19 protein-coding genes and 1 pseudogene are annotated in these 21815 nt (G+C 45.1%); 13 read left to right on the forward strand and 7 right to left on the reverse strand.

What is annotated here, in order from left to right; all coding sequences use genetic code 11:
* Positions 1-191: 191 nt before the first annotated feature.
* The 7 genes from CWC46_RS06370 (at position 192) to CWC46_RS06400 (ending at position 9627) form a co-directional block, all read left to right on the forward strand.
* On the forward strand, positions 192-1478 hold the full coding sequence (locus CWC46_RS06370; RefSeq protein WP_021017089.1) for an ABC transporter substrate-binding protein: 1287 nt from the start codon (positions 192-194) through the stop codon (positions 1476-1478).
* Positions 1479-1542: 64 nt separating this feature from the next.
* Positions 1543-2427, forward strand: a complete 885-nt coding sequence (locus CWC46_RS06375; RefSeq protein WP_021017088.1) for a carbohydrate ABC transporter permease — start codon at positions 1543-1545, stop codon at positions 2425-2427.
* A 39-nt stretch (positions 2428-2466) separates the two neighbouring features.
* A complete protein-coding gene (locus tag CWC46_RS06380; protein ID WP_021017087.1) occupies positions 2467-3306 on the forward strand; it encodes a carbohydrate ABC transporter permease in 840 nt (279 codons plus the stop codon).
* 87 nt (positions 3307-3393) lie between these two features.
* Positions 3394-4476: an ABC transporter ATP-binding protein gene (locus CWC46_RS06385; RefSeq protein WP_021017086.1), complete on the forward strand. Its 1083-nt coding sequence runs from the start codon at positions 3394-3396 to the stop codon at positions 4474-4476.
* A gap of 403 nt (positions 4477-4879) precedes the next feature.
* Positions 4880-5797, forward strand: a complete 918-nt coding sequence (locus tag CWC46_RS06390) for a dihydrodipicolinate synthase family protein (RefSeq protein WP_021017085.1) — start codon at positions 4880-4882, stop codon at positions 5795-5797.
* A 205-nt stretch (positions 5798-6002) separates the two neighbouring features.
* The gene (locus tag CWC46_RS06395; protein WP_021017084.1) at positions 6003-7970 is read left to right on the forward strand and encodes a YjhG/YagF family D-xylonate dehydratase; all 1968 of its coding nucleotides are present in this window, start codon (positions 6003-6005) and stop codon (positions 7968-7970) included.
* 310 nt (positions 7971-8280) lie between these two features.
* A complete protein-coding gene (locus CWC46_RS06400; RefSeq protein ID WP_021017083.1) occupies positions 8281-9627 on the forward strand; it encodes a gluconate:H+ symporter in 1347 nt (448 codons plus the stop codon).
* A 122-nt stretch (positions 9628-9749) separates the two neighbouring features.
* Here the strand turns inward: CWC46_RS06400 and CWC46_RS06405 are convergent, their stop codons facing one another.
* The 5 genes from CWC46_RS06405 to CWC46_RS06425 all read right to left on the reverse strand — a co-directional run bounded on the left by CWC46_RS06405 (position 9750) and on the right by CWC46_RS06425 (position 14045).
* Positions 9750-10517 carry an IclR family transcriptional regulator gene (locus tag CWC46_RS06405; protein ID WP_021017082.1) on the reverse strand — a complete coding sequence of 256 codons (768 nt, stop codon included), beginning with the start codon at positions 10515-10517 and terminating at the stop codon, positions 9750-9752.
* Between the two features lie 227 nt (positions 10518-10744).
* Positions 10745-11311: an LOG family protein gene (locus CWC46_RS06410; RefSeq protein WP_021017081.1), complete on the reverse strand. Its 567-nt coding sequence runs from the start codon at positions 11309-11311 to the stop codon at positions 10745-10747.
* Between the two features lie 273 nt (positions 11312-11584).
* Entirely contained in the window at positions 11585-12463 is an 879-nt protein-coding gene (locus CWC46_RS06415) for a metal ABC transporter substrate-binding protein (protein ID WP_021017080.1), read from the reverse strand.
* A gap of 26 nt (positions 12464-12489) precedes the next feature.
* Positions 12490-13344: a metal ABC transporter permease gene (locus tag CWC46_RS06420; RefSeq protein WP_021017079.1), complete on the reverse strand. Its 855-nt coding sequence runs from the start codon at positions 13342-13344 to the stop codon at positions 12490-12492.
* Entirely contained in the window at positions 13341-14045 is a 705-nt protein-coding gene (locus tag CWC46_RS06425) for a metal ABC transporter ATP-binding protein (protein ID WP_021017078.1), read from the reverse strand. Before CWC46_RS06425 ends, CWC46_RS06420 begins: the two co-directional genes overlap by 4 nt.
* Before the next feature lie 301 nt (positions 14046-14346).
* On the opposite strand from CWC46_RS06425, the gene CWC46_RS23210 reads away from it, so the two are divergent.
* The 6 genes and pseudogenes from CWC46_RS23210 to CWC46_RS06445 all read left to right on the forward strand — a co-directional run bounded on the left by CWC46_RS23210 (position 14347) and on the right by CWC46_RS06445 (position 20354).
* A complete protein-coding gene (locus CWC46_RS23210; protein ID WP_416354387.1) occupies positions 14347-14523 on the forward strand; it encodes a YjbH domain-containing protein in 177 nt (58 codons plus the stop codon).
* An 84-nt stretch (positions 14524-14607) separates the two neighbouring features.
* A pseudogene (locus tag CWC46_RS23600) lies at positions 14608-14767 on the forward strand (YjbH domain-containing protein); the annotation flags it as partial.
* A gap of 1328 nt (positions 14768-16095) precedes the next feature.
* Positions 16096-16974 carry a glycosyltransferase gene (locus CWC46_RS06430; protein WP_021017077.1) on the forward strand — a complete coding sequence of 293 codons (879 nt, stop codon included), beginning with the start codon at positions 16096-16098 and terminating at the stop codon, positions 16972-16974.
* Positions 16961-18181 carry a polysaccharide biosynthesis protein gene (locus tag CWC46_RS06435; protein ID WP_021017076.1) on the forward strand — a complete coding sequence of 407 codons (1221 nt, stop codon included), beginning with the start codon at positions 16961-16963 and terminating at the stop codon, positions 18179-18181. Before CWC46_RS06430 ends, CWC46_RS06435 begins: the two co-directional genes overlap by 14 nt.
* A gap of 3 nt (positions 18182-18184) precedes the next feature.
* The gene (locus CWC46_RS06440) at positions 18185-19234 is read left to right on the forward strand and encodes a glycosyltransferase family protein (protein WP_021017075.1); all 1050 of its coding nucleotides are present in this window, start codon (positions 18185-18187) and stop codon (positions 19232-19234) included.
* A complete protein-coding gene (locus tag CWC46_RS06445; RefSeq protein ID WP_021017074.1) occupies positions 19227-20354 on the forward strand; it encodes a glycosyltransferase family 4 protein in 1128 nt (375 codons plus the stop codon). The genes CWC46_RS06440 and CWC46_RS06445 overlap by 8 nt, the downstream gene beginning before the upstream one ends.
* Positions 20355-20461: 107 nt before the next feature.
* Here the strand turns inward: CWC46_RS06445 and CWC46_RS06450 are convergent, their stop codons facing one another.
* Entirely contained in the window at positions 20462-21127 is a 666-nt protein-coding gene (locus CWC46_RS06450) for an amino acid ABC transporter permease (RefSeq protein ID WP_021017073.1), read from the reverse strand.
* 11 nt (positions 21128-21138) lie between these two features.
* On the reverse strand, positions 21139-21801 hold the full coding sequence (locus CWC46_RS06455) for an amino acid ABC transporter permease (RefSeq protein WP_021017072.1): 663 nt from the start codon (positions 21799-21801) through the stop codon (positions 21139-21141).
* Between the last annotated feature and the right edge of the window lie 14 nt (positions 21802-21815).

The following is a 21815-nucleotide window of genomic DNA, read 5'->3' on the forward strand; positions in this document are numbered from 1 at the left end:
GGCACCAGAAGGTGCTGTCATTTTCATCGATCTTCATCACAGAATAGACCGAGATTGATTTACTGTTAATTGGCTTTGTTTACTATAAATTTATTGTTTAGTAATCATTTTGAAGTTTCAGTGTTCTCTAGAAAATAACGTTATGTCATACCAACACTAGGGCCAGACGGGAAACGAGGAAGAATCAAAAAATGAAGATATTAACCAAAGCTGTGATTACCGCGTTATTGGCCAGCAGTACCCTGGCCGCTCATGCTGCCGATACATTACAAGTGTGGATTCGTGCCAACGATAATGCCCGGACTATTTATGAGCAGGAAGCGACGGCATTTGAGAAAACGACTGGCATCAAAATCAACTACTTCAGTGCCAGTACCGATTTCGAACAGCGTCTGGCACGGGCAGCGATAGGTAATACACTGCCGGATCTGATCATTAATGACGCCGCTTATATGGGGCAGCTTATCAAGTTGGGTATTGTCGATCCTATCGATCCAGCCAGTCTTGCCAATGGCAAGGATCTTCAACCCACGGCGCTTAACAGCCTGAAATACGACGATGGAAAATACTACGGTATCCCGACGTCTGTACAGGCCTCTGCATTGTATATCCGCAAGGACTGGCGCGAAAAACTGGGATTGCCTCAGCCGAAAACCTGGGCCGATCTGAAGGCGTTGGCGAAAGCCTTCACACTGAAAGATCCCGATGGCAATGGTAAGAACGATACCTATGGTTTTGGTTTGCCAGGGTCTTCCACCCGCGGTTACGCCAGTTGGGTTCTCTCCTCTTTCATCTGGCAGGCCGGTGGTGAATTCGTTCGTCCGGTAAATGGCGGCTTCAAAGCCACCATGGATGGGAAAGGCGTCGTGGATGCGCTGACCTTCATGCGCGGTATGGTCTGTGAAAAGCTGGTTCAGCCGGGTGCCATCAACGCGGTTACCTCTAATGTTTCCAATGCGTTCCGGTCCGGTCAGGTCGGGATGGTGTTGTCTGGTCCTTACAGCCTACCGGTATTTTCCGAGGAGCCGGGTCCGGACAAGTTTGAAGTAGTGAAACCGCCGCGTGGCCCGGCCAGCCAAGCCAGTATTGCGGAAGGTGAAGCTATCTATCTGGTGAAAAGCGGCAAGCAGAAAGCGCTGGCGACCAAATTCATCGACTTCATGATTTCACCACAAGGGCAGAAGATCGGCATGGCCGTCGGTATGCCAAACGAACCCATTGTTCGTCTGCCGGTGAATAAAACCATTGATGCCAATGCGGTCTACCACGATGCGCGCTGGAAAGTCTTTGCAGAGCAGTATGCTACTGATGGGCGTTATGTTCCGGCTGTACCCAACTGGACACCGATTCGTCAATTAACCGCCGACGGGTTTAACCGGATATTGTCTGATTGCAGCTCCAATATTCCGGCCGAGCTTGGAAAACTGAATGTCAAGGTGAATGCCGAACTGAGCAAACAGAAAGTGTTGGCAAAATAAGCGTTTCTCTCCGGTGCCACCGACACCATGTGGCACTGCGTCGTTTCCATTCAGGGCGGTATGTATGAGTATCATTAACCCAAAAACAAAACGATTATTGACGCCGTGGATATTTCTGGCACCGGCATTAATTGTTTTTACGTGGTTTAAATTCATTCCCATGGTACAGGGAATGATAATGAGTTTTTATAAGGTGAACTTCGGCCAGCCGGATGAATGGGTGGGCGTAAGTAATTTCACGCGTTTATTGTCGGACGGTGATTTATACCATGCGACGATAAATACGCTACTTAACGTGGTGGTCACGGCGCTGGTATCAGCCTTTATTGCTTTCTTTCTGGCGATTGTGCTGGAAGGTCCGGCTCGACATTTACGTTTTATTCGCACGGCCATTTTCCTGCCGGCGATTACCAGTGCGGCAATTGTCGCGGAAATGTGGAAAATTCTGTTTAACCCTACGCCAGATGGTGTCATGAACCATATTCTTTCCTGGCTTCATATTGCTCCGCAGGGATTTCTGACCGATCCCCATCAGGCGTTACTGACAGTAATGCTGTTGCAAATCTGGAAAGCCGTTCCCTATAACATGGTTATTTTTATTGCCGGACTGGCGGGGATTAACCGTGAATTGTATGACGCCGCCAATGTGGATGGCGCCAGCCGCTGGCAGCGTCTGCGCTATGTCACATTGCCTAGTCTGATCCCGGCGATTTCCGTCATCATCATGCTCTCTTTCATTCGTGGCTTCCGGGTGTTTGCCGAAGTTTATGCCACTACCGGCGGCGGACCTGCTGATTCGACAGAAGTGATCATGACGCAAATTTATAAAGCAGGTTTTATCCAGTTCGATTATGGCTATGCCTCGGCAGTGTCTTTCGTGCTGTTTATTTTCACGGTATTGCTCACCATGCTTCATTTCCTGATCAAGAAGCGCTACGTGAAGTATTAATGACCGACATCGCCAGTCTGAGTAAATAGGGTAATGCTTATGAAAATGAAAATGCGGGATCGCGTCGGTTGCGGCATTATTTACGCGGCGGTACTGATGATATTCGTTGGCCCTTTTTGGGGAATTATTATGACCGCGTTCAGCGGTGTCACCGTGAAGCCGGGGGAACTGCTACTGTGGCCGGCACATTTCACACTGGATAATTTCCGACAGGCATGGATGAGTGTCGGGGTGTGGAAATATCTGCTTAATTCGCTGGTGGTTGTGGCGTTTGGTTTGATACTGCAAGTCTCTGTCAGCTCGCTGGCTGCGTATTCGCTATCGCGCAAAAAATTCCGCGGCGCGGCGATTGTCGGCCTGATCATTCTTTCCACCATGATGCTGCCGGAAGAGGTCATTGCCATTCCGCTGTATGTGATCATCAACTGGAAACTGCCCGTTTTTGACGCCTCTATTTCCAACAGTTATCTGGGCATGGTTTTGCCGATTGTCGGGTGGGCGTTTTCCATTTTCGTGCTGAGTGAATTCATGTCCGCTGTTCCCAAAGATTTGGAAGATGCCGCCCGGGTGGATGGCGCTTCCGAGTGGCAGATTTTCTTCCACGTTATTTTGCCGCTGGTTCGTCCGGCGCTGGGGACAGTGGTGATTTTCGGCTTCATCATGATCTGGGATCAATACTTGTTGCCGTTGATCGTGGTCAACGATGAAAGCATGTACACCATTCAGGTGATGCTGCGGGTACTTAGCTCGGATGAAAACAGTTCACAGAACGTGTTTATCGCCATCACGCTGCTGGCGATGTTGCCGAGTGCCATCGTGTATCTCGGATTACAGAAATATTTTAACCGCGGCATTATGTCCGGTGCGGTTAAAGGTTGATATTCCAGGGGAATGCCGTTCCTGAACGGGGCTGCACACAGCGTTAAAGCGGTGCATCATGCCGCATAAAGAATACTGAGGATAGTTATGGGTTCTGTCATTCTGAAAAACGTCAGTAAGTCTTTTGACGACACAAAAATCATCCGTGATGTGTCGCTGGAGATTCCGGAAGGAAAATTCTGTGTGCTGGTGGGGCCCAGTGGTTGCGGAAAGTCCACACTGCTGCGGCTGATTGCCGGCCTGGAGGACGTCACTGGTGGGCAGGTGTATATCAACGGTCAGGATGTGACGGAGCAGGAGCCCAAGTTGCGGGATATCGCCATGGTATTCCAGAGTTACGCTCTTTATCCGCAAATGACGGTACGGGAAAATATGGGGTTTGCCCTGAAGCTGTCGAAGATGCCAAAGAAAACGATCAACCAGAAAGTGGATGATGTTGCGGCACTGCTAGGGCTGGAGAAATTGCTCGACCGCTTGCCGAAGGAGCTTTCAGGCGGTCAGCGGCAACGTGTGGCGATGGGGCGTGCCATTGTGCGTAATCCTCAGGTGTTCCTGTTTGATGAACCGTTGTCTAACCTGGATGCCAAACTGCGTACTCAGGTGCGGGCAGAAATCCGTGAATTGCATCAGCGTCTGCATACGACCTCCGTCTATGTGACGCACGATCAGATTGAAGCCATGACCATGGGTGAAATGATTGTGGTGCTGCGGGATGGGGTGATCGAGCAGTCGGGTACGCCACTGGAGTTGTATGACCGACCAGCCAACCGCTTTGTGGCCAGTTTCATCGGCTCACCGGAGATCAACCAGATTTCCGCCTGGGCGATTGAACGTGACGGCAGGTTGATGCTGCAACTGGATGAACATACGGTTTTGCCGGTGCCAGAGGAGGTCAGTGTGGTGTCTGGTCAGCAGATTGTTTATGCCGTGCGTCCAGAGCAGTTTGATTTTGTGGAAGACCCGCAAGGCGCCATCGCTGCGCAGGTGGATGTCATTGAAAATACCGGCAGCGATGTGCATATTTTCTGTCTGCTCAGCGATCGCAGACGTATCACCATTAGCCAAAAACAGCGTCTGGCGCTGAAACAAGGTGATCAGGTTTATCTGCGTCCGAAAGAAAATGCTGTTCATATTTTCGATCAGGCCAGTGGGCAACGTCTGAATAAGTAATTCATCCACTTTTCGCCTGACCAGTAATGTCTGCTTCATCGTATCGGTATGATGAAGCAGCAGGCATCGTTCATACCATTGAGTCCCCACAATATAACGCCGTATTGATATGGCGTTTTTCCATACATAATCTATGTATATCAATATATTAAAAAAATACGATAACGTTTGTTGGTTATTGTGCTCGTATTTTATTTTGTGATCTGCAAGCCATTTCCAGGACTTATCATCAGCATGGTTATTTACTCACCACAAATTGCAGTGTTAGTATCATTTCGTTAATGTAGAACTTAGTTCTATAATATAAAACAAAATATCAATGAAGATCGACTGACACATATCGATTGTTGTGATCAGGCGATGCCTTCCCTTCTCTAAGTTTGATGATGTAAGGAGCGGTTAAATGAGTTCTGCCACAAAATTCGCCGGGATTATTCCCCCGGTATCCTCGATCTTTTCTACGGATGGATCACTGGATGAGGCGGGCATGCAGCGGGTGATCGACAATCTGATTGCGGCTGGCGTCAATGGCTTGTTTTTTCTCGGCACCGGTGGCGAATTTTCACAGATGTCGGCGGCTGAACGTATGCAACTGGCGGAGGTGGCTGTCCGTATCGTGAATAAGCGCGTACCGGTGCTGATTGGTGTAGGCAGTACCAATACCCGTGAAGCCGTGGCGCTGAGCCAGCATGCGCAATTGGCAGGTGCCGATGCCATCGTGGCTATCAATCCGTATTACTGGCAAATCACTGAAGAAAATGTATTTGGCTATTACGGTGCGATTGCCCAGGCGGTAACGTTGCCGATCATTCTGTATAACTTTCCGAATCTCACCGGACAGGATCTTTATCCTGATTTGGTAAAACGCCTTGTCGATGCGTATGCCAATATTGTCGGCATTAAAGACACCATCGATTCGGTTGCCCATCTGCGCGACATGATCACTATCGTTAAGGCGGCACACCCAAATTTCAGCGTATTCTGCGGATTTGACGACCACTTGCTCAATACATTGCTATTGGGAGGCGATGGCGCTATTTCCGCCAGCAGCAACTTTGCTCCGCAACTGTCGGTTGCGCTTTATCAGGCGGTCTGTGTCGGTGATGCGGTTCAGGCGATGGAAAAACATAAAATTATTCTGCAATTGCCGCGGCTTTATCAGATAGACAGCCCATTTGTTAACGTAGTGAAAGAGGCGATGTGCCTGTGTGGTCTGGATATTTCCACCACCTGTTTACCTCCCACTCAACCGCTGAATGCGGCACGAAAAGCGCAGGTTAAGCAAACGTTGATTGATGCGGGTGTTTTGCCAGGGGAATGACATATGCCCGTTGTCTTTCAAATTGCAGGTGTGTTGGCTGCGTTTATGTCCCCGAATCACTTACTTGAGTAAGTTCATCGGGACGCTCTCTTGCCGCCTTCCTGTATCTTGAAATCTATTGGGTATAACGCTGCGGATGGGCGCCGTTACCATCGTTACCCATGAAAATGATAATGATCATTCAATACTGATAAGTGAATAAGCCATGTCTATTTCGACTATTTTTAATCACGATAATGCACAGATCTACGATATTCATACGCACGCTGCCGGGCCGCAAGGGGCTTTGCCGCTGACGCCGGAAATGCTCATCGATTCGCCAAGCGGCAATATCTTTGGTCTGACACTCAATGCCGGTATGGGGTGGGACCCGAACAAGATGCTGGGCAGCGAAGTGCTGATCCTGGGCACGCAGGGCGGGATCCGTAACACCGACGGTTCACCAGTTGCGTTGGGATACCACACCGGTCACTGGGAAATCGGTATGCAAATGCGTGCCGCCGCCGAAGAAGTGACCCGTCATCACGGTGTACCGTTTGCGGGTTATATCAGCGATCCCTGTGATGGCCGTTCGCAGGGAACCACCGGAATGTTCGATTCTCTGCCGTACCGTAATGATGCGGCGATCGTGTTCCGTCGTCTGATTCGCTCACTGCCCACCCGCAAAGCGGTGATCGGCGTCGCTACCTGCGATAAGGGTTTGCCGGCGATGATGATTGCTCTGGCGTCTATGCACCGGTTGCCGACGATTATTGTACCGGGCGGCGCAACGTTGCCACCAACTCATGGGGACGACGCCGGTAAAGTGCAGACAATAGGTGCGCGTTTCTCCCACCATGAATTGACTCTGCAAGAGGCGTCGGAACTCGGCTGTCGTGCTTGTGCGTCACCGGGAGGCGGATGCCAATTTCTTGGCACGGCTGGCACATCGCAGGTCGTGGCGGAAGGATTGGGCATGGCGTTACCCCATTCGGCGCTGGCTCCTTCGGGGCAAGAAGTGTGGCTGGAGATTGCACGTCAGTCTGCGCGTGCGGCACTCATACTGGAACGTAAAGGATTGACGACCCGAGATATCCTGACCGATAAAGCCATCGAAAATGCGATGACTGTCCATGCGGCCTTCGGTGGCTCGACGAATTTACTGTTGCATATTCCGGCCATTGCTCACGCGGCAGGATGCCGTATACCTACGGTGGAGCAGTGGACCGCCGTCAACAGCCGGGTTCCGCGTCTGGTCAGTGTGCTGCCTAATGGCCCGGTCTATCATCCGACGGTGCGGGCGTTTCTTGCCGGTGGCGTACCGGAAGTGATGCTCCATCTGCGCCAACTGGGATTGCTGCATGAAGATGTGCTGACGGTTACCGGTGAAACACTGGGCGCCAATCTGGATTGGTGGGAACAATCGGAACGACGGGCGATATTCCGCCAGCGTTTGCAGGAGCTGGATGGTATTCATCCTGACGAGGTGATCATGAGTCCGCAGCAGGCGCATGATAAAGGACTGACCTCGACCATCACGTTCCCGGTGGGGAACATCGCGCCGGAAGGTGCCGTCATCAAATCCACGGCTATCGATGCCTCGGTCGTGGGGGCGGATGGTGTCTACCGTCATACCGGCAAAGCCAATGTCTTTACTTCTGAAGCACAGGCGATCAAGGCGATCAAACAGGATAACGTCCATGCTGGCGATATTATGGTGATCATGGGCGGTGGGCCATCCGGCACCGGTATGGAAGAGACTTATCAGGTGACTTCCGCGCTGAAGCATCTACCTTATGGTAAACATGTTTCGCTGATTACCGACGCCCGTTTTTCTGGTGTTTCCACCGGCGCCTGTATTGGTCATGTCGGGCCTGAAGCGTTGGTCGGTGGCCCGATTGGAAAACTACATAATGGTGATCTGATTGAAATTATTATTGATCGTGATCGGCTGGTGGGGTCGGTTAATTTTATCGGCAGTGAACAACAACCGCTAACGCCGGAAGAGGGTGCGGCTGTGCTGGCCCAGCGCCATTCTCATCCTGATTTGATGCCTCATCCTGAATTGCCCGATGATACCCGCTTATGGTCGGCACTACAGGCCGTCAGCGGCGGGACCTGGAAAGGGTGCATTTATGATACCGATGAAATTATCCGTGTGTTACAGGCGGGGATGGCTGCGTTGAATAAATAATTCCACCACAGATAAAAATAAATCAGTCTGACTGAAGATCAATATGGCGCGATAACTCCCTTCTCTCTTTGGAGATAATAGGCGGTTATCCGTCATAGCCCATTACGCTGTTTTTTTATCTTTGTTTTTATCTCTAATGATTTTAAAGATGAAAAAAAGATGTGCCAATTCGACTGCAATTTTAAAGATGAATAATGCATCCATTACATGATCAATTAATTATGGAGGGGAATACTGCTTATCACCAGGGAAATATAAATAACGATGATAAATCTTACCTTTAATACTATAAAAATCTGGAGTTAATAATATGCCACTGCTTATTGTTTGCATCGGTATCGTTGTTCTGCTTATTTTAATTATGAAGTTAAAATTAAATACTTTTGTTTCATTGCTTATTGTGGCCTTTGGGGTTGCACTGGCTCTGGGGATCCCTTTTAACGGTGTCATTAAATCAATCGAAACCGGGTTGGGGGGAACTCTGGGCCATATTGCACTTATTTTCGGCGTCGGGGCCATGTTGGGAAAACTGATTGCTGACGCAGGGGGCGCGCACCGTATTGCGGTAACCTTGATCCATAAATTTGGTGAACGTCATATTCAGTGGGCCGTGGTTATTTCCTCCTTTATTGTCGGCATCGCGCTATTTTTCGAAGTCGGCCTGGTACTGCTGATTCCCATATTATTCACTATTTCCCGGCAACTGAATGTTTCTATTCTTCATTTGGGAATACCTATGGCGGCGGCGCTATTAGTGACTCACGGCTTTCTGCCGCCGCATCCCGGCCCGACCATGATTGCCGGTGAATATGGCGCGGATATTGGTACGGTGCTGCTTTACGGTATTCTTGTCGGCGCACCGGTTGTCGTGTTGGCCGGCCCGGTATTCAACCGAGTGGCGAAAGTCATTGTGCCAGAAGGCTTCAAGAAAACCGGAAATATTGATTCACTGGGAACACTCAAAAATTTCCAGTTGGAGGATACACCGGGATTTAAGATCAGTATTTTTACCGCCATGTTGCCGGTAATATTAATGTCGATAGCGACCATCGTTTCCATGATTCAACAGGAAACCGGGTTGGTGGATAATTCTGCGCTGGCATTAATTAAACTGCTGGGGAATGCTTCTGTCGCGATGGTGATTTCGTTGCTGTTCGCCATCTATTCCATGGGCTTGTCCCGGGGAATAGCGATGAAAGATCTGATGGCGTCATGCGGTGTGGCGGCGGCTAATATCGGTATCATGCTGTTGATTATTGGCGGCGGTGGCGCGTTTAAGCAGGTACTGATTGATGGCGGTGTCGGGAAATATGTGGCTGAGCTATTTTCCGGCTCTTCGGCGTCCCCGATTCTGCTTGCCTGGAGTGTTGCGGCGATTCTGCGTATTTCTCTGGGATCTGCCACCGTGGCGGCTATCTCCACCGCCGGGCTGGTCATTCCGACCCTGGCGCAGAGTCATGCCAATCTGGCGCTGGTCACGTTGGCTACCGGGGCAGGCAGTGCGATAGCCTCTCACGTTAACGATGCGGGCTTTTGGATGATAAAAGAGTATTTCGGTCTGACTATGAAGGAGACGTTTGCTACCTGGACGCTGCTGTCGACCATTGTTTCGGTTGCCGGACTGGCTCTGATTTTGCTGCTTGATATGGTGGTCTGATTAAATGTCTGCCTAATCGATGGCTTGTCTAACTAACGACTCTGGTGCGTTATCCACCAGAGTCACTGCTAGTAGCGGGTGATAAGCGTCAAGAGACGCCGAATGAGGCGAAACAACCGGGTTCAACCGTTAGCGTCATTGTAGCCGAGGTGCTGTGAAAGCGCTTTGGCCGCTGTTTTCAGCAACACAATATAGTCGTTGATTTCTGCATCGGTCACACGATTGGTCAGCGTGGACATACTGATGGCGGCGATAATCTGACGTGAATGATTCCATATCGGTACTGAAATACATCTAACGCCTTGTTCATTCTCCTGATTATCCAGCGCATAACCATTCTGGCGGACAAGTTCCAGCTCTTTCAGATAAGCATCACGATCAATAATGGTATTGGGTGTCTGGCGGGTAAAAACATAATCTTTCAGCAGAGCATTAATGTCTTGTTCGGAATTAAACGCCAACAATGCTTTACCTATTGCCGTGGCGTGAATAGGCAGGCGTCGGCCAATACGGGAAAACGTAATTACTGCTAATTTGCCTTCTACCTTATCGATATAAACACCTTCTTTACCATCAAGGATGGCAAGGTGTGTGGTCTGGCCGGTTTGTGAGGATAAATCCAATAAGTAGCTGCGCGCTTTTTCACGAATATCAATGGAGTTAATCAGCAAATTGCCACGTTCGACCAACTTCATTCCCAACCGATATTTGCCATTTTCGCTGTTCTGATCGATATAACCCATCATTTGCATCGTTTTCAGCAAGGAGTGCAACGTGCTCTTGTGTAAGCCCATTTTGGTGCTGATATCTGTAATCTTGAGTTCAATATCGTATTCATTAAAAAGATCCAGAATACGTAAAGCGCGTTCTACCGATTGAATGATTGGCATAGAAGAACCAACTACTTATAGAATAAGGAAAATTATCGAAATGGTACTACTTCGGCAGGGGTAAATCAATTTGCCGATGCGCTGATGGCCGGCAGGAACATGATGGTTCTACCTGCCAGCCGGATGTAACCACGCATCAGTCTGGGAATGGCGTGATACCCGTTATCTTTCGCGTCGCAGCGGCGTTGGCTGTGTTCGCTTGTCGCCTTTTGGGTATATTGATCCGCTTATTTCTGCCATTTAGCCTGTGGTGGCATATAGGTCATTGCTTTTTCCAGAATATCCTGTGGATCCTCTGAAATAATAAGCATATCAAGATAGTCTTTTTTCATAAAACCGTCACCGACCACTTTTTGCAGGAAATCGATAAACGCGGTGAAATAACCATTGACGTTATATAAAATGCAGGGCTTATTATGAATGCCTAACTGAGACCAGGTCCACTGTTCAATAATCTCATCCAAGGTTCCGGCGCCACCCGGTAATGCAATGAAAGCATCCGCTAGTTCGGCCATTTTTGATTTACGCTGATGCATATCATCAGTAACGATAAGTTTAGTGAGCTGGGTGTGCGCAATTTCCTTATCTACCAGATGTTTTGGCATGACACCGGTAATAATCCCATTGTTTTTTATCGTTGCATCGGCCACTAGGCCCATTAATCCCACTTTCCCGCCGCCATAGACGATATTGCACTCTTTCCCGACTAAATAATTAATTAAGTGCTCTGTTTGTTGACGATAAATAGCATTATTACCGATGGATGAACCACAAAATACGCCGAAGTTCAACATTCTTTCCCCTTTATATAGGCCAGGAATAAATATACTCGTCATACTTCAAGTTGCATGTGTGCTGGCCGCGCTTAATTACGCTGTCCCTGGGCATCGCCCTTTTAGGGCCGCTGCAAGCCACCTTCCTGCAACCTGAATCATTTGTAGTATATAAATATTGTACGGAATAAATAACCTTATTTTAGCTTGGCTGATCGAAGGGCGGTATGCAGATTAAAAGCCTATTGGATTACCCCACCCGGATTTTTCCAGGCAGGGCAAGGTGGCGGGACGTTATTCCATGCTGGCGGCAATGGTGTCCACATTGTGTTTAAACGCGGCGGTATAGGTGGGTGCCGGTCCATTGCTATCGGTCAGGGCTTCCGGGAACAATTCGCCACCCGGCTTCGCACCACTGGCATTGGCAATCTGTTTCACCAGCCGCGGATCGGTCTGATTTTCAATAAAGTAACTTTTCACGTGCTCCTGCTTAATTTGAGTAATCAGCTTGGCGACTGTCTGGCTACTGGCTTCCGACTCGGTGGAATAACCCATTGGCGCCAGGAACGTCACACCATAAGCGGCGGAAAAATAGCCGAAAGCATCGTGGCTGGTCAGTACCTTGCGTTTTTCTTTAGGAATGCTGGCGAAGGTTTTCTTGGCATAATCATCTAGTTTTTGTAATTGCTGAACATAACTTTCCCCGTGTTGGCGATAATAATCCGCGTTTTGCGGATCAGCCTTCACTAGTGCATCAATGATATTGTGAGCATAGACAATCCCATTGCCCATGCTGTTCCAGGCGTGTGGATCCGTCACGGTTTTGCCATCTTCATCCATTTTCAGACGATGGATGCCAGTGGATGCGGTAACAATCGGGCCTTTATAGCCGGAAGCTTTGATCAGGCGATTCATCCATCCTTCCAGACCCAGTCCGCTGACGAAGACGACGTTGGCGCTGGCCAGCGTTTTGCTGTCTTTGGGGGAGGGTTCAAATTCATGTGGATCACCATTCGGCGGTACTAAATCGGTAACGGTGACGTGCTCGCCGCCAATCTGGCTGACCATATCGCCCAATACAGAAAAACTCGCCACAACATCCAGATTTTTTGCCATCGCCAATGGGCTGAGCAGTAAACCGGACAGCGCTATAACCAGAGCAGAACGTTTCATTTTTTCCCTCTCATGAGTGGTGATAATCAATAGCGGGTACGTAACATGCCGCCATTGGAACCAAAAAATACCGAAATACAAAAGAATAAGGTGGCGGTGAGTATCACTGCTGGTCCGGCAGGTAAATTGGCATAGTAAGACCAGAACAGGCCGATCACACTGGCGATACTGCCCAGTGTAACGGCCAGCGCCAGCATCGTGGCCAGCCGTTGCGTCCAGAAACGGGCACAAGCGGCAGGCAACATCATCATGCCGACCGCCATCAGGGTGCCGAGCAGTTGGAATCCGGCGACCAGGTTGAGTACCACCAGCGATAAGAACAGCGCGTGGATCACGGCGCGAGTGCGGATAGAGGAAATTCGCAGGAATGTAACATCGAAGGATTCTATCACCAGCGCCCGATAAATGATGGTCAGTACCAGCACTGAACATGTGGTAATGCCGCCGATGACCAGCAAGGCCTGCTGGTCAATCGCCAGAATGGAGCCAAACAGCACATGGAGTAGATCGACGCTTGAACCGCGTAAAGAAACCAGTGTCACACCCAGCGCCAGTGAACCAAGATAAAATCCGGCGAAGCTGGCATCTTCCTTCAATTCGGTATGGCGACTGACCAGCCCAGACATCATGGCAACCGCCAGCCCGGCAATAAACCCGCCAATCCCCATCGCTACCAGCGACATGCCGGAAATGAGATACCCGATAGCCACACCGGGCAGTACCGCATGGGACAGGGCATCACCCACCAGGCTCATGCGACGTAACAACAAAAAGCAACCCAATGGGGCGGCACTGAAAGTTAATGCCACACAACCAACCAACGCCCGGCGCATAAAACCGAAGTCGTTGAACGGCTCGGTTAGCAGATGGAATAACGTCATTGCACCACCCTTAATGATGGCACGCCCGGTAGCGGGGAAGAGGGAGTGCTCAGCAATTCATGGCAATCTCCCCAGCGAGAGTCTTCCGCATTTAGCATCAACACGCGGGTAAAATGGTTTTCCACCAGATCCAGATCGTGCAATACCGCCAGAATCGTACGGCCTTCTTTGTGTAATTGTTGAATAATCCGCAGTAGTGCTGTGGTGGTTTGGGTATCGATCCCGGTGAACGGTTCGTCCAGCAGAATAAGCGGCGATTGCATCACCAGCAGGCGAGCAAACAGAATGCGTTGTAGCTGACCGCCGGATAATGTGCCGATGCGATGATGGGAAAAGGGTAACATGCCAACGGCGTCGAGAGCCTGCGTCGCCTGCTGCCGCCAGTGTTTGGAAATGCGGCCAAACATACCGCAGTGCGGTATGCAGCCCATCAGCACTAAGTCACTGACACTAATGGGAAACTGGCGATCAAATTCCGACAGCTGTGGTAAATAACCGATGTGCTTTCTGGCTTCCGGGGCCAGACAAAAATGCCCGGCCAGTGGCGGTAGCAAGCCGGTCAGTGTCTTCAGCAGCGTAGATTTTCCGCACCCATTGGCACCGACGATAGCGGTCAGCGAACCGCGGTCAAAACAGCCGTTGAGCGTTCCCAAAGCGGGCAGACCGCGATAGCCAAATGAAAGTGAATGTAATGCAATCATGCCAATGACACCGCCCACCAGATTAAGCACCACAAGACGACCAGCAGCGGACAGACGATGCCTAGCCGGCTGAGTGTGGAAAAGGAATACAAGCTGCTCATACGATCCCCTTAAATTTAATGTTATAATATAACATATCGTATTTGTAACGCAATGGCATGCCTTCGGGATATTGGTGTTGGGTTTTTTATGCTGATGTTTAAACGTATAACCGCAACCCTGTTGCTAGCGAGCTGTGCCGCCGGTGCTGCGACATTGACAATCAGGCTCCTCGTTCTATTCAACTGGCGATGGTACTCGTTTGGAGCAGTTTTACACACAGAAGGCGCTACCCGGGAATGTAAACTGGCAAACGGCTTTGATTACTCAGGCTTCCATCGGTTTCCGTGATATCGCGGGTAGCGGGCTGTTTGACAGTGAATATGTGGTGAGCAGTAAGCGCTTCGGGGCTTTTGATTTCACTATGGGCATCGGCTAGGGAAACATGGCCCAACGCGGCAATATCTCCAATCCGTTCTGTTCAGTGTCCAACCGTTTTTGTTCTCGGGACGATAGTTTCAGCTCATTGCCTCGTGTACGCACCTGGATATGTGAATATGTCACTTCATCAGATGTGTTGTTAATCTACAGTTGAACCGCCGTGACCAGTTGGCTCAGGGGGATATAGCCAGATATATGGTGGCTATCTGGAGATGATGTATGCCGGCGTTGGTGGTGAAGTATACCGTGACCAGGTCCGTGGTGAGTAACCCTGAACCTTTATGCCATTTTGCATGAACATATAGCGCTATTAATATTTTTTAGCTTGGTTATTTATTGGTTGCGGCCATCTTCATGAATTGCAAAATATTAGTATTGTGAGTATGGATAATACTAAAGCATAAGATAATGATAATATGTTGATATTAAATTATTTTTTATCTGTTTAAGGTTTAATTATCGGTAATGCACGGGATCATGGAGAGATGCTTTACGAGCCATTTTTAAATTAAAGTTTCATTAAATTCAGTGTTCATTTATCGTCAGTTTTTATTAAATGAGATAGTGGTTTATTTTTTGATCCGTTATTTCGGTGGTTTGCGTTGTAGTTTTTTCTCATTCATAAGTAACCTATACGATGTATAAGCACCTTTTAAATGTAGATGTTTATTGATTAATGAATGCTATCGTTAATACAATAGCCGCTAGTCTGACATAAACGGTTCCATATACAGGGAGTATTGCAATACATCAATGCCCGTAGTGAGTGACATTGCAAGAGATAGGTTATTTTTCAGATTCTTTTTAATGTTTCTCTTCATATGTGTCATTTTTACGCATTTATTTTTGCTTAGAGGGTGTTATTTTTCTTGGTACTGACTGATATCTGGCATTGTTTTTCATCATTAAATTAAATAACATGATGATATTAAATTATTTTTACAGGAATGGACCATTTCGTAATGGACAGTGAATTGGTAGCTGAAAGCCAAGGGCGGTAGCGTGGCTGGGCTACCTAGAAAGGTAGGTCGTGATAGTGATAATCGCTATTCTTTGAGTGTTTGCCTGCGTGTTTGTGATGCTTTTTGTCGTGCGTAAAGTTGCAAAGAAAATAGGGTTAGTTGACAAACCGAATAGTCGGGAAAAGCCTCAAGGACACGTCCCCCGGGAGGAAGGAATCTCGATCTCTACCTATCGCTATGGGTGATTTTCGTTTTTCATGCCAACTCCCCCCTTTCCTTTGACATCTACATGCCATGTGGCAGCGGATTGCTGATAATCGGTATCCTTGATGATCGCTTCGATCTCCCAGTCCTTTCTCGTGTTGGATTGCAATCGTTGATAGCAGTAGTATTGATGCTGTGTGCCATCTGATGGTGCTATTTTTGATGAAAAACAGGTGAAGTAAACACGAAGTATAGTGATTAGTGACGTAATGAGCACTCTATTTGGTTATGCTAATGCTGTATTATGTCTCAATGTATTCAATGATAAAATGCTTACTAATATTATATTTTTTATGGAATGTTATTGTTTTTTATTTTTTATATGCGACTGAGAAAATAAAATAATGAAGATAGGAATTGTTGTTGTATGGTATAAGCCTACACTAGAACAAATCAATAATATGAAGAATATTGTAGGCAACAATCAATTTAAAATATGTATTGTTGATAATACACCAGATGTGGATAATGTTTTTTATTTTAATGAGTTGTTAGCGAACGGAAATAATTATTATATATATAATGGAAACAAAGGCGGTATTGCTGGAGGATTTAATCGTGGGGCGGAAAAGTTATTTGAAGATAGCGATGTAGATTATTTCTTCACTATGGATCAGGATTCCTCTCTAACTTCTGACTTTTTCCTGGGAATGTATTCATTCTGTAAAGAGAAAAAATCAGAGATATCCTGCCCTAATTTTTATGATAGAAATGCTAAGGTCTATGGCAGTTTTGTTTTATTGACTCCCTATTTTTATAAAATATCTACAGATGGCACTACGAACTTCTGTATCTCCTCTGGGATGTGTATTTCTCGTCGTGCATGGGAGCTGGTAGGTCCATTTGATGAGTCATTAATAATAGATCATGTTGATACAGCATTTGCTCTAAAGGCATTAGTATTTGGGTTTATTATAAAGGTTAATTATGATGAATGTCTTAACCATGCCATTGGGGAAAGAGAGGTTCATAAGTTATTTGGCATTACAGTTAAACCTAATCATCATAATTACATAAGAAAATATTACATAGTGAGAAATGGTTTTTATTTGTCTTTTAAATATTTTAAAGAGGCTAAAGGATATTTTAATTTAAATGTATTAAGGGTAATGCATGAGTTTGTTTCTGTTATTTTCTATGAAAAAGATAAAATAAGAAAAATTAAATATATGCTTAAAGGTTTGCTCGATGCTGTAAGGGGGAAACTAGGTGATATTAAATAAAATTCCATTCCTCATCTTAAGTATAAGTAGTTTACTCGCATCTCTTTTTTTACAATTTTATTTCGCTAATCTTTTTTCTAGCCAATTGATTAACTTATTTTATATGGGAGTAACTGTATGTGGTGTTGTGATATCTATGTCTACAAGTGGAATAAGCAGTTACTTGATTTCTGAGTTTTCTTCGATAAAGGATAATAAGTTAGATATAAAAAATGCAGCAACATCATTTCTTATTTTTTTTTCTATCCTGGGTATATTAGTTTTCTTGTTTATTTATATCGTTGGGTGCTATGTTTTAAATATTAATGAGTGGGCAGTGCTGTTTTTTTCTTTTTCATTTTTTATTTACTTCCTATCACTGGCTATCGGTATAGTTTTTCAATCTTACGCATATTGTCATTCCAGAACTAAAGGCGTTTTGTCTTATGAAGTGTTGAACTTTTTTTCATTTCTTATTGTTATTTGTATTTTTTATACTATGAAGTCTAATGAGATGTTATTTTATTTCATTTTTTGTATCAGAAGTCTAATTCAAATAGCAATTTACCTAGTTCTCATTAGACATGATTTGTCAGCGAGTAAGTTTTCTTTTGAAAATTTTTTATATTTCGTTAAAAGTGTCAGAGTGATCATTGGCGGTAGTGCATACTATAAATCAGAGCCTGTCATAGATAGGTTTTTTATTATTAGTAATAATACAGGGATTGCTGTATATCATCTGGTTTCTCAAATATATACTGCGGCTCTTGGTGTATGGTTTAAAGTGTATGTGTCGCCTCTAATTAAAGAACTTACTATCAATAATAACAATAAAAAAATATTCAATGAGATTTATTTCCATGGATTGAAAAAACAGATTTATTTTGCATTGCTCTGTGGTTTTTTAGTCTTTTTTACACCGATGATCGATTACATTTCAAGAATAAAAATATTTAAAATTCTGTCTGATGGTAACGATATAATTACAATCCTATTTTTCTTCTTTGTGTCCGGGCTATTAGGGCAAGTTATATCGAATGTTTTTTACTGTGTGAATAAACATTCTATCCCAGTTGTTGTATCTTGTATAACTTTCACAATATTTTTACCTCTTAAGTATGTCGTTACACATAAATGGGGAGTAGAAGGATTATGTGTTTTGGTAGCCTTATATCATTTTGTCAATGTTACTATTCTATTTTTGATAAGTTTAAGGTTTAGACACTGAAATATGAAGAAAATATTAGCTATTACTTCAGGAAAAAATACACCGTCGAGTAGATTTAGAATAAGACAGCATATTGACGGGCTTAATAAGAAAGGATTCTATGTTACTGAGTCATGTCCACCTATAGATAAAAATAAATCTGTTCCTTTTTTAGGAAAGTATAATCCTAGATTCTATCTTCCAATATATTTTGTATGGCAGATAATTAAAATTTTACAACGTATTTCGATTATTTTCAGAAGAAAAAAATACGACTATGTATGGCTAAATAGGGAACTACTCACTGGGTATTACACCCTGGAAGGGTTTTTGGGAGAAAAGGTTATATTGGATGTCGATGATGCAATATGGAAAAATCCACCTTTTGGCTCTTTTGCTGCAAAAAAAATAGCCCAACGATCGTATGCTATAATTTGTGGGAATGATTATCTTGCCGAGTGGTTTAGGCAATATAATAGTAATGTATATGTTATACCTACATCTGTGAATGTTGATAAATACAAACCAAGAGCTGTAGAATATAAATCTGATATTATTACTTTAGGTTGGATTGGTACTCATGGAAACCTGAAGTATGTCAAATTAATTAGCTCTGTGTTGGAAAATATACTATCTAAATATTCATTTGTAAAAATTAAAATTGTATGTGATAAGAAATTTGATTTTATTAATAATAATGAGTCTGTTGAGTACGTAGAGTGGTCTGAGATTAATGAAATAAAAAATTTCCAATCAATTGATATCGGATTAATGCCCCTTGATGAAGATGAATGGACGAAAGGAAAGTGTAGTTTCAAATTGTTACAGCATTTATCTTGTGGGAGTATGGTAGTCGGAAGTCCTGTTGGAATGAATAAGAATATTCTTCTGGGCAATGTCAATGGTGCTTATCCTGCAACATCAACTGATGAATGGTTTGATATACTATCGTATCTTATAGATAATTATGAAGAATATCGAGATATTTATAAGTATAAAACTCGTGACTTTATTCTGGAAAATTATGCGTCAGAGAAAATTTTAAGTGAATTGATACGGGTGTTCAATGACTAACGTAATTATGGTATTACCTCGCTATTTCCCTATATTAGGCGGTGCGGAGGTTCAGTGCAGTAGATTAATAAAAGCATTTTCTACTGACCCGAATGTTAACATTGTTGAAGTTGTTACAAGGCGACTAACTCCTTTGTTGAAAAAAAATGAAATAATTGATGGAGTAAGAATAAGACGGCTGCCTCCATTTGGCACAGGCGTACTTGCTGAGTACTTTTTTTGCATTATTTTATTTTTTTATTTACTCTATAAATCAAGAAAATATGATGTTATTCATTGCCATGCAACGTCTATTTTTGGGCTTGTTGTTTCTATCGTTGGCCTTCTTCTGAAGAAAAAAGTAATAGTTAAAGTGTCAACAAACGGCGAAGTCAATGCAATGAATAGTAGTAAAATAAAGAGCCTGATTGCATCAATATGCTCAAAAAGAACTATTTATGTTGCATTAAATAATGAAGGATATCAGGAAACAATAAAATTTCTTCCTAAAAAAAATGTTGTACTGATCCCTAATGGCATAGAACCTTATCGTTTTGATAATAACGACTGTGCGCAGCATTTTAGAAAAAAATTAGAAGATGAGTATGGTAATGATCTCTGTGTATGTTTATTTATTGGTAGATTTGTGATTCGAAAAGGTATTGTTGATATCTTGAGTGTTGCGGAGCGATTGGAGTCAAAAAGTAATTTTGTTTTTGTCTTTATTGGCGATTCTTCATTGCAACGAGACGCAGAAAGTTTTGATAAATTTTCAAATTTGAAAAATGTACAGTTTTTAGGCCGAAAAGATAATGTATTTCCATATTTAGTGGCTGCTGATTTTTTTATATCTCCTTCATATAATGAAGGACTTCCGAATACGGTTCTTGAAGCATTGTCTTGTGGGGTACATTGTATTTTATCTGATATATCGCCACATGAAGAGCTTAGCGTTGAACATCCTGAATATATCTCTCTATTTAAAAAAGGAGAGGTAAGTGATTTGGAAAATGTCTTAGTGAATAATTATAACGTGTTAACTCAAAAGAGCTCATTTGATGATAAAAAACCGGGTGTTTTGAACGAAAAGTACTTAATGAACAATGTGGCTGAAAGTTATTCTAATTTATATAGAAGCTAAGATCTAAACGTCAGCCATGTCTGCGACAGCAGTAAAATCTTTACGCTGCTCATCATTCTTTTTAAACATCTGAAAGCCAGTTATCGTTGGGCTAAGGCCACACACGATTAATCAAACCTGGCGTATTTCTTCTCAAGCCTGGAAGACAGCCAGCTTCCTGGATAAATCACCAGGAAATAGATCACTGCTACGCAGGTAAATATTTCGAACGGCTTGTAGAATGCGGCGCTTAGCAGGCGTCCTTGGTACATAATCTCATGGACCGCAATGACCGAACAAAGCGAAGTCATTTTTGCTAGTTCTATCCCTCGGTTAGTGAATGCCGGAAGCATCCGCTTGAATACCTGAGGAAAGATAATACGTTTCAAGATTTGACTACGGCGCATCCCCACGGCCTTGGCACCTTCCCATTGGCCACGGCTAATGGAATGAATTCCACTTCGGTATATCTCCGTACAGTAAGCGGATGTATTCAGGGTAAGACCCAGGACCGCAGCCTCAAAAGCGGTCATTTGATAGCCTGTGAGTACTGGCAATGCGTAATAAAACCAAATCAACTGGATGAGAACCGGCGTATTGCGAAACACCTCGACATAGGCAATGGCGGAGATGTTCAGCAGTTTGTTAGATGACGTCCTGGCGAGCCCAAGTAACCCGCCTACGGCCATACCAATAGGGAAGGCTACCAACCATAACTGAATTGTCATGTACACTCCTTTGAGGAGTACGGGTAAGCTCTCTAATGTAACCGCCATATCCCATGAAAAGTGCATCGGTTATCTCCTCAGTACCGAACCAGGCGGTGCTCCGCAATTCTAAATAGCGTGCTCAGCATCAACAGTGAAACGAAGTAAATAAGTGCAACAGTGGTGTAAACCTCAAGAGGTCTGAAAGTCATACTGTTGACTCGCATAGCTTGGTACAGGATATCGGAGTAGGCCAGTGTGGATGCAAGAGAGGTTGTTTTCGTCAATTCGAACGTTCGCTCGATAAAAGGCCCGGCCATTCTCCGCGCTGCCTGGGGTACGATCACCCGGAACATGGTGCGAAAATGCGACATTCCTATAGCTTTCGCCCCTTCCCATTGTCCCTTGTCGACTGATTTGATTCCTCCTCGAAAGACTTCTGCATAAAAGGCGCCTGATTGGGTAGCCAAAGCGATAGTCGCTGCCCAGTAAGGCGAAAGATTTATTCCGGCTACCATTGGTAGCGCATAAAAAAACCAGAAGAAATGTACAAGTGGCGGCGTATTCCGATAAAACTCGACGAAAACCGTAGCCGGTGCGTTTAAGTATTTTTTAGGTGAAAGACGCATCACTGCAACAATGCACCCAACGACAATTCCGATTCCCACTGAGAGCGCGGCTAACTGTGCGGTGCCTATGATGCCGGTCAAGAACATCTCTCGATGTTGCCAAACCGAACCGAAGTTCCATTGGTAATTCATGCGACACCTATAAA

Origin of the sequence: Prodigiosinella confusarubida, from assembly GCF_002847015.1 — a bacterium.
GTDB lineage: Bacteria > Pseudomonadota > Gammaproteobacteria > Enterobacterales > Enterobacteriaceae > Prodigiosinella > Prodigiosinella aquatilis.

Excerpts from the sequence above, each read along its gene's own strand:
- CWC46_RS06445 (WP_021017074.1), top strand. The coding sequence starts at position 19,227 with ATGACTAACGTAATTATGGTATTACCTCGCTATTTCCCTATATTAGGC.
- CWC46_RS06385 (WP_021017086.1), top strand. The coding sequence starts at position 3,394 with ATGGGTTCTGTCATTCTGAAAAACGTCAGTAAGTCTTTTGACGACACA.
- CWC46_RS06370 (WP_021017089.1), top strand. The coding sequence starts at position 192 with ATGAAGATATTAACCAAAGCTGTGATTACCGCGTTATTGGCCAGCAGT.
- CWC46_RS06420 (WP_021017079.1), bottom strand. The coding sequence starts at position 13,344 with ATGACGTTATTCCATCTGCTAACCGAGCCGTTCAACGACTTCGGTTTT.
- CWC46_RS06395 (WP_021017084.1), top strand. The coding sequence starts at position 6,003 with ATGTCTATTTCGACTATTTTTAATCACGATAATGCACAGATCTACGAT.
- CWC46_RS06430 (WP_021017077.1), top strand. The coding sequence starts at position 16,096 with ATGAAGATAGGAATTGTTGTTGTATGGTATAAGCCTACACTAGAACAA.
- CWC46_RS06440 (WP_021017075.1), top strand. The coding sequence starts at position 18,185 with ATGAAGAAAATATTAGCTATTACTTCAGGAAAAAATACACCGTCGAGT.
- CWC46_RS06400 (WP_021017083.1), top strand. The coding sequence starts at position 8,281 with ATGCCACTGCTTATTGTTTGCATCGGTATCGTTGTTCTGCTTATTTTA.
- CWC46_RS06410 (WP_021017081.1), bottom strand. The coding sequence starts at position 11,311 with ATGTTGAACTTCGGCGTATTTTGTGGTTCATCCATCGGTAATAATGCT.
- CWC46_RS06375 (WP_021017088.1), top strand. The coding sequence starts at position 1,543 with ATGAGTATCATTAACCCAAAAACAAAACGATTATTGACGCCGTGGATA.
- CWC46_RS06425 (WP_021017078.1), bottom strand. The coding sequence starts at position 14,045 with ATGATTGCATTACATTCACTTTCATTTGGCTATCGCGGTCTGCCCGCT.
- CWC46_RS06450 (WP_021017073.1), bottom strand. The coding sequence starts at position 21,127 with ATGCACTTTTCATGGGATATGGCGGTTACATTAGAGAGCTTACCCGTA.
- CWC46_RS06405 (WP_021017082.1), bottom strand. The coding sequence starts at position 10,517 with ATGCCAATCATTCAATCGGTAGAACGCGCTTTACGTATTCTGGATCTT.
- CWC46_RS06455 (WP_021017072.1), bottom strand. The coding sequence starts at position 21,801 with ATGAATTACCAATGGAACTTCGGTTCGGTTTGGCAACATCGAGAGATG.
- CWC46_RS06380 (WP_021017087.1), top strand. The coding sequence starts at position 2,467 with ATGAAAATGAAAATGCGGGATCGCGTCGGTTGCGGCATTATTTACGCG.
- CWC46_RS06390 (WP_021017085.1), top strand. The coding sequence starts at position 4,880 with ATGAGTTCTGCCACAAAATTCGCCGGGATTATTCCCCCGGTATCCTCG.
- CWC46_RS06415 (WP_021017080.1), bottom strand. The coding sequence starts at position 12,463 with ATGAAACGTTCTGCTCTGGTTATAGCGCTGTCCGGTTTACTGCTCAGC.